This is a genomic window from Albidovulum sp., assembly GCF_008933605.1.
Taxonomy (GTDB): domain Bacteria; phylum Pseudomonadota; class Alphaproteobacteria; order Rhodobacterales; family Rhodobacteraceae; genus Albidovulum.
The window spans coordinates 1-7457 of sequence record NZ_WBUS01000151.1; the positions used below are offsets into that span (position 1 = coordinate 1).

7 protein-coding genes and 1 pseudogene are annotated in these 7457 nt (G+C 69.0%); all 8 read right to left on the reverse strand.

Translation table 11 applies throughout. The features are described from left to right. Positions 1-434 (reverse strand): annotated as a pseudogene (locus tag F9K34_RS15470) (LpxI family protein); the annotation flags it as partial. Then, positions 431-1225, reverse strand: coding sequence for an acyl-ACP--UDP-N-acetylglucosamine O-acyltransferase (gene lpxA / locus F9K34_RS15475; protein ID WP_291338021.1), 795 nt, complete (start codon positions 1223-1225; stop codon positions 431-433). The pseudogene F9K34_RS15470 and the gene lpxA, both read right to left, overlap by 4 nt. Before the next feature lies 1 nt (position 1226). Continuing rightward, positions 1227-1685, reverse strand: a complete 459-nt coding sequence (gene fabZ, locus F9K34_RS15480; protein ID WP_291338022.1) for a 3-hydroxyacyl-ACP dehydratase FabZ — start codon at positions 1683-1685, stop codon at positions 1227-1229. A 90-nt stretch (positions 1686-1775) separates the two neighbouring features. Beyond that, the gene (locus F9K34_RS15485; protein ID WP_291338023.1) at positions 1776-2426 is read right to left on the reverse strand and encodes an OmpH family outer membrane protein; all 651 of its coding nucleotides are present in this window, start codon (positions 2424-2426) and stop codon (positions 1776-1778) included. Next, positions 2426-4678, reverse strand: coding sequence for an outer membrane protein assembly factor BamA (gene bamA / locus F9K34_RS15490; protein WP_291338024.1), 2253 nt, complete (start codon positions 4676-4678; stop codon positions 2426-2428). The genes F9K34_RS15485 and bamA overlap by 1 nt, the downstream gene beginning before the upstream one ends. A gap of 205 nt (positions 4679-4883) precedes the next feature. Continuing rightward, the gene (locus F9K34_RS15495) at positions 4884-5048 is read right to left on the reverse strand and encodes a hypothetical protein (protein ID WP_291338025.1); all 165 of its coding nucleotides are present in this window, start codon (positions 5046-5048) and stop codon (positions 4884-4886) included. 103 nt (positions 5049-5151) lie between these two features. Beyond that, entirely contained in the window at positions 5152-6489 is a 1338-nt protein-coding gene (rseP, locus tag F9K34_RS15500; protein ID WP_291338026.1) for an RIP metalloprotease RseP, read from the reverse strand. 3 nt (positions 6490-6492) lie between these two features. Next, a partial coding sequence (gene dxr / locus F9K34_RS15505) for a 1-deoxy-D-xylulose-5-phosphate reductoisomerase (protein ID WP_291338027.1) occupies positions 6493-7457 on the reverse strand: 965 nt, incomplete at its 5' end.

Consider the following 7457-nt stretch of genomic DNA (forward strand, 5'->3'; position numbering starts at 1 on the left):
GCGTCGCTCGCCGCACCGGTCAGGAACCCCGGCCCCGGCACCAGCGCGGGGGCGAGCGCATCGGCACCCACCACCTCGAACTCCCAGTCCTCGAAGATCGCGATGACCTCGCGCAGGAGCGCGTCGTCGCCCGACCGGAAGGCGCCGGCCAGCCGCGGCACCAGCGTCGCGCTCCGAGCGTCGATCAGCTCGGGGTCGAGCGCGGGGCGGCGGATCGCCCCGGCGAAGGCGACCCGGCTCACGCCGCGGCCGGCCAGTGCGTCGAGGAACGGCACCAGCCGCTCCACCCGGAAACGGATCGGGTCGGCATCCGGGATGGCGGAGGGGAAGCCGTCAAGCTCGGCCACGAGGAAGTCGGTGCCGCTCTCGCGCAGCGCGGCGGCCAGCGTCACCGGCAGGCCGCCCTGCCCGGCGATGAGCGCCGTCCGGGTCATCGCGGCGTCAGGAACGAACGGTCGGAGGGGCCGAGGATGAAATCCAGCACCTCGCGCACGAGCGGGCTTTCCGGCCCCGCCTCGGACTGCATCCGGGCGCTCTCGCGGAAGGAGCCGCGCGACAGCGCGTCGAGCAGGTCGCGCAGCGCCGCGATCTCGCCCCGCGCGGCGCCGCGCCGCTTCAGACCGACGAGGTTCAGACCGTCGAGTGTGCCGCGCGGCCCCTGGACGAGCCCGTGGGGGATCACGTCGGCGGTGACCATCGTCACCGCGCCGATCATCGCGCCCCGGCCAATGCGGACGAACTGGTGCACGCCGGAAAGCCCGCCGACGATCACGTCGTCCTCGAGGATGCAGTGCCCGGCGAGGGCGGCGTTGTTGACGAGGATAACCCGGTTGCCGATCTGGCAGTCATGCGCGACGTGGGAGCCGGCCATCAGCAGGCAGTCGTCGCCCACCCGCGTCACGCCGCCACCGCCGCCGGTGCCGAGGTTGATGGTCACGTGTTCGCGGATGCGGTTGCGCGCGCCGATCACCAGCGCGGTCTTCTCGCCGCGGAACTTCAGGTCCTGCGGCACTTCCCCGATCGTGGCGAAGGGGAAGATCACGGTGCCCTCGCCGACCGTTGTGGCGCCGGTGACGACGGCATGGCTCTTCACCTCGATGCCGGGTCCCAGCGTCACCTCGGCACCGATCAGGCAGAAGGGGCCGATCCGGCACCCCTCGCCCACCGTCGCCCCCGGCTCGACATGGGCGGACGGGTGGACCTGCGCGCTTGCCGCGATGGCCATGTCAGTCCCTGAGGTCCATCATCGCGGCGATCTCGGCCTGGCAGGCCATCTGGTCGCCGACCATGGCGCGGCCGTCGAACTTCCAGATCTTGCCGCCGCCGCGCTTCACCGTCATGTGCAGCTCCAGCCGGTCGCCGGGGACCACCATGCGGCGAAAGCGGCAGGCGTCGATGGAGAGGAAATAGGTCAGCAGATCGCGCCCCACCACATCCATCGAGATGCCGACAAGCACCGCCGCCGCCTGCGCCATCGCCTCCACCACGAGCACGCCGGGCATGATCGGTTTCGCCGGGAAATGCCCGGTGAAATGCGGCTCGTTGATGGTGACGTTCTTGATCCCGACACAGCCCTTGTTCGGCACGATGTCGACGACCTTGTCGATCAGGAGGAACGGGTAGCGGTGCGGAATGATCCGCTGGATCAGGTCGAGATCGGCCTCGGTGATCGCCTCGGCAGCCATGCGCGCTCCTTCCACCGGCTTGGGTCGTTTCCGCGCCTGCGTAACAACTCGGCCAAGCCCTGACAAGAACCGAGGTCGCGTGCGGTTCCGTCAGTTGCCCGAACCCGGCTGCGCCGGGTCGGGCGGTGCGGCGTTTCCGTCCCCGGGCGCGGTCGGGCTGTCCTCCGCCTCCTCCGGCACCACGACATCGGCGCCCGGCCCCAGCTCCCCGTCGATGCGGGCGATCATCTCGTCCGTCGCGTCGATGGCCTCCGCTGCCAGGAAGATCGCGCGGTTGTCGAGGACGGCGATCGCCCCGTGTCCCCGGAGCACCTCGGCCATGACCGGGAGGGCGGCCTGGAAGAAGGCCTGCCGCTCGGCATCGTGGATCCGCGCAATCGCCCGGGCCTTCCGGTCCTGGCTGTCGCGGAACTCGGTCACGCGGGCGTCGAAATCGTCCGCGAGGCGGCGGAAGTCCTCGGGCGGAAGGGTCGGGCGCTTGTCGGTCAGGGCCTTTTCCTCGGCCGTCAGCTCCGCTTCGATCCGCCGGTTTTCCGCCGCAAGCTCCGCCGAGGCGGACTCGATCCTCGCGGCGACCCGCTTGCCCCAGAGCGTGCCGCCAAAAAGCCGGTCCTGGTCGATCGTCAGGATCGGCGTCTGCACGAGGCCGTCGGCCGGCTGGCCCGTCTCCTGGGCAATCACGGGCGATGCGGTGCCGGCGGCAAACGCCAGCGCCAGCACCAGCCTTCGGGGCGCACGCATCAGAACCGCGTCGAGACGGTCAGGTCGAAGTTCTGCTCGAGGTCGTAGGTTTCCTTGTTGATCGCCTTCGAGAAGTTGAACCGCAAGGGACCGAGCGCCGTGTTCCAGAAGATCGAGACGCCCACGGAGGAGCGCAGGTGCAGACCGTCGTCGATCGTGCCGCCGAGCGTGTCGTCGAGGCCCCAGACCGAGCCCACGTCTGCGAAGAGGCCGCCGGTGATCCCGTATTCCTCGGGCAGGCCGAGCGGGAATTCGGCCTCGAGCCGCGCCACGGCGAAGTAGTTGCCGCCGACGGCGTCCTGGTTCGCCACGGTCAGGTCGCGCGGGCCGATGCCGTTCGGCTCGAAGCCGCGGATCTTGCCGTTGCCGGTGAAGCGGTCGACGAGCCGGCTGTCGCCGCCCGAGGTTACCACGACACCGCCCTCGACCTCGGCCCGGAGCGTCACCTCCTCGCGGAAGGCTTTGCGCTCGTAGGAGGCGAGCGCCGTCGAGGTAATCGAAGTGATGTCGCCGCCGACGCCCGCGAAGTCCTGGCCGAACTTGAACAGGATCGAGGAGTTCGGATCGACCCCGCCAAGGCGCGTGTCGTAGCTGTAGGTATAGCCAAGCGCCGAGGTGATCTCGGCCCCGCGCGCCTCTTCGTTCTTCAGAATCTGCGAGGAGTTCGTGTCGACCGCATAAATCTCGTCCTGCGAGACCTTGTAGCGCAACTCGATGGCGCTGAACTCGCCCATCGGGAACTCGATCGAGGGCGAGGCCCCGATGCGCTTGGTCGAATAGTCGGAGTTCGAGTTCTCGCTGGTCGTGTAGTAGGCGCTGAACCGGAACTTGAGGTCGCGGTCGAGGAAGGCCGGCTCGATGAAGGTGATCGAGCTGTTCTTGTCGTCGGTGCCGACCGCGATGTTCAGGCTGACATACTGGCCGCGGCCGAGGAAGTTCGCCTCGCTCAGGCCGACGTTGAAGCCGACGCCGTTGGAGACCGAATAGCTGGCGCCGAAGGTGAGCGAACCGGTGGGCTTCTCTTCCACGTTAACGTCGACGATCACCTGGTCCGACGAGGTGCCCTGGCGCGCGTTCACGTCCGCCGTCTCGAAATAGCCGAGCGCGCGGATGCGCTCCGCCGCCTCGCGGATCTCGCGCGGATTGAAGGGATCGCCCTCGACCGACTTGAACTGCCGCCGCACCACGCGGTCGAGCGTCGTGGCGTTGCCCTCGATGTCGATCCGTTCCACGAAGACGCGCTGGCCCTTGGTCAGCGCGAAGACCACGTCGAGCGTCTGGTTTTCCGGGTTGCGGGTGATGCGCGGCTCGATGTTGAGGAAGTTCACGCCCTGCTTCAGCGCGATCGCCTCCATCCGGCTGATCGTCGTGTCGATGGCGAGCGGCGAATAGTACGCCCCCTGCCGGATGCGGATCACGTCCCGATAGGGGGCGACGTCGATGCCTTCGTACTCGCTGACCGCCGAGACGTTGCCGAACTTGTAGGCGAGCCCTTCGCGCACCGCGAAGGTCAGGAAGAAGCCGTCGCGTTCGCGCGAGAACTCGCGGCTCACGGACAGCACCTGGAAGTCGATGTAGCCGCGCGCCCGGTAGAAGTCGGTCAGCACCTGCTTGTCGAACTCGATCCGGTCGGGAACGAAGGTGTCGCGCTGGATGATGTTGCGCAGGAGGCCGGCCTGCTTGGTGCCGAGCACCTGGCGCAGCCGCCGGTCGGAATAGGCACGGTTGCCGGTGAAGCTCAGCCTTTCGACTTCGGTCACCCTGCCCTCGCGGATCTCGAAGGCGAGGTCGACGCGGTTGTCGCCCCGGTCGATCACGCGCGGCTCGACCCGCGCCGCGAGACGGTTCTGTGCGGCATAGGCCTCGGTGATCGCGGCGGCATCGGCTTCCGCCTGGGCGGCGGAATAGACGCGACGGGACTGCGACTTCACGATCTTGGCGAGGTCCTCGTCCTTCAGCCTCTGGTTGCCCTCGAAGCTGACGACGTTGATCACCGGGTTCTCCGAGACCCGGATCACCAGCGTTCCGCCCGAGGGCACGACATCGGCCGTGGCGAAGAGGCCGGAGGCGATGAGCCGTTGCACGGCGGCGTTCAGCTCGGCCTGCGACACGGTCGTGCCCTGACCGATTCCGGCGATCTTGGCGATCGTCGCGGGCTCCACGAAGGTGTTGCCCTCGACCGAGATGCGCGAGAACGTGTAGCTCTGCGCCTGGGCCTGACTGAACAGAAGGCCGCAAACCACGGCAAGCATGACGAAAATCGCGGACCGGACGCGGCCCCCCGAACTGGCTGCGCCGATGGCTCTGCCACGTGTCCGCCCGAACATGCTCTGCCCCCGAAAATTCTTCGCTACTCACTTGGGAAAGTGACTACCGGGAATACGGGATATTGTCAAAACGAACGGCGCGGCCCCTAGGGGTCGCGCCGTATGGCAAGACCGGCCTGTGTGTCCGGGGTCAGTGCATCAACTGCTGCTCGGGCGTCTGCAGCCGGACGAGCTCGGTCCCGATGAGGGCGCCGCCGGCGAGGCCGAGGACGATGGCGAGGGGAATCAGGATGCGGTCGACCCCGAGATCGAGTACCAGCGAGAACCCGCGATAGCCGCTCTGAAGCATCTGCATGGAACCGACCCTCCGACCCTGACTCCGACGCCATCAAGGCTAGGCCGCGAATATGGCAGCTTTGCGGCGGATGCGCGGCGAAAGGGGGCCGGACCCGGCCCGGCTACCGGCAGAACAGGTCGTTCGTCAGCCCGAAGAGCATCAGTGCCAGCACCACGGTGAGCCCGACCGCCATGGCCGCGTTCATGAAGCGGTCCGAGGGTGGCCTGCCGCGTGCCCATTCGTAGGCGTGAAACACGAGGTGCCCGCCGTCGAGGACCGGAATCGGGAAGAGGTTCAGAAGCCCGATCGCGGTCGAGAGCGCGGCGGTGAGCCAGATGAAGGAGGAGAGCCCCGCGCTAGCTGCCGCCCCTGTCGCCTGGGCCATGCCCACCGGGCCGCTGACGTTGCAGGTGGAGATGCTGCCGGCGATCATCGCCGAGATCCCGGCGAAGGTTGTCTCGATCACCCCCCAGGTCTGCGACACGCCCATGCCCAGGGCTTCCAGCGGCCCCGGACGCCGCGTCGCCGGCTCGAACATGAAGCTGCCGGAAATGCCGATCTGGTATCCGGTCTCCAGCGCGCCGCCCTCGGTCGTGACCGGGCGCTCGCGCGGGGCGAGCGTGGTCTCGAAGGTCTCGCCGTCCCGCCAGACGGCGAGCGTCAGCGGCTTGCCGCCGCTCGCCTTGACGATCCCCTGGAGGTCGTCGAAGCGCGGTGTGGGGATGCCGTTCATCGACAGGATCACGTCGCCTTCCCGCAGGCCCGCGTCCATCGCGGCGCTTTTCGGCAGGACCGAGAGGATCAGGGCGGGGAGGAGCGTCGGCCCGGTGACGGTCACTTCGCGGCCGCCGCGCAGCACCCGGTAGTCGAGGGTCTCGGTATCCGGCAGCGCCTCGGCCGCCGCGCCGAGCGCCTTGTAGTCCGGCGTCTCGATGCCGTTCACGGCGAGAATGCGGTCGCCGGGCTGCAGGTCGTGCGCGACAGGAAGCGGCTTCAGCGCGCGGATCTCGGGCGTGTCGGTGGCGACGCCGGTGGCGAAGACCATCAGCCCGAAGACTGCGATCGAGAGCAGGAAGTTGAAGGCCGGTCCCGCGAAGACGGTGGCCGCGCGGGCCCAGAGCGGCGCGCCGTGCATCGTGTGCCGCCGCTCCTCGGCCGAGAGCCGCGCCATCGTACCCGCGTCGGCCCCGGCCGAGGCCGCGTTGGCATCGCCGAGGAACTTCACGTAGCCGCCGAAGGGCACGGCGGCGACCTGCCAGCGGGTGCCGCGCCGGTCCACCCGGCTCCAGAGACGCGGGCCGAAGCCGATGGAAAAGACCTCGGCATGGATGCCCGACCAGCGACCGACGAGGTAGTGGCCGTATTCGTGCACCGCGACGATGATCGACAGCGCCACGACGAAGGCGCCGACGGTATAGAGCGTGTCGCCGAGCGAGGTCAGGAGGGCGGGCAGGTCCAAGTCTCAGGTCCTCTCGGCGGCGGGCAGGTGCGTCGCCTCACGGGCGAGGCGGCGCGCTGTGCGGTCCATGTCGAGCACCATATCGAGGCTCGCGGCGGGTTTCTCAAGCCCGCCCCGGCCGGAAAGCCGGTCGAGCACGCCCTCGACCACCCCGGCCATCTCGGTGAAGCGGATGGCACCGGCGATGAAGGCATCGAGGGCCGCCTCCTTCGCCGCGTTGAAGGCTGCGCCGGCAAGCCCGCCGGTATCCATCACCGCGCGCGCGAGCCCCAGCGCGGGGTAGCGCGCCGGATCGGGGGCGGCGAAGGTGAGCCGCCCGACGGCGGCGAGGTTCAGCCGCGCCACCGGCAGATGCGCACGCTGCGGCCAGTTCAGCGCGTAGCCGATGGCGTGGCGCATGTCGGGCGCGCCGAGATGGCCGATCACCCCGCCGTCGCGGAACGCGACCAGTGCATGGACGAGCGATTCGGGGTGGACGAGGACCTCGATCCGCTCGGGCGAGATCCCGAAGAATTCATGTGCCTCAATGACTTCGAGAGCCTTGTTGAACATGGATGCGGAATCGATGGTGATCCGCTGCCCCATCACCCAGTTCGGGTGGGTCGAGGCCTCGGCGACGGTCGCCCGGGACAGCCGCTCCAGCGGCCAGTCGCGGAAGGCCCCGCCCGAGGCGGTGATCGTGATCGTTTCGACCGTGGCGATATCCTCGCCCCCGAGAGACTGGAAGAGCGCGGAATGCTCGCTGTCCACCGGCAGGATGGTGGCGCCGTGGCGCCGCGCCTCGGCCATGAGAAGAGGCCCTGCGGTGACGAGGCTTTCCTTGTTGGCGAGCGCGAGCGTGCTGCCGTGGGACAGCGCGCGGAAGCCCGGAACGAGCCCCGCCGCGCCGACGATGTCCGACATGACCCAGTCGGCCGGCTCGCCGAACAGGCGCGCGCGCTCCGGCCCGAAGTGGCGGTGATCGCCGA

Coding starts and splice junctions, on each gene's coding strand:
- lpxA (WP_291338021.1), bottom strand. CDS start 1,225: ATGGCCATCGCGGCAAGCGCGCAGGTCCACCCGTCCGCCCATGTCGAG.
- fabZ (WP_291338022.1), bottom strand. CDS start 1,685: ATGGCTGCCGAGGCGATCACCGAGGCCGATCTCGACCTGATCCAGCGG.
- F9K34_RS15485 (WP_291338023.1), bottom strand. CDS start 2,426: ATGCGTGCGCCCCGAAGGCTGGTGCTGGCGCTGGCGTTTGCCGCCGGC.
- bamA (WP_291338024.1), bottom strand. CDS start 4,678: ATGCTTGCCGTGGTTTGCGGCCTTCTGTTCAGTCAGGCCCAGGCGCAG.
- F9K34_RS15495 (WP_291338025.1), bottom strand. CDS start 5,048: ATGCAGATGCTTCAGAGCGGCTATCGCGGGTTCTCGCTGGTACTCGAT.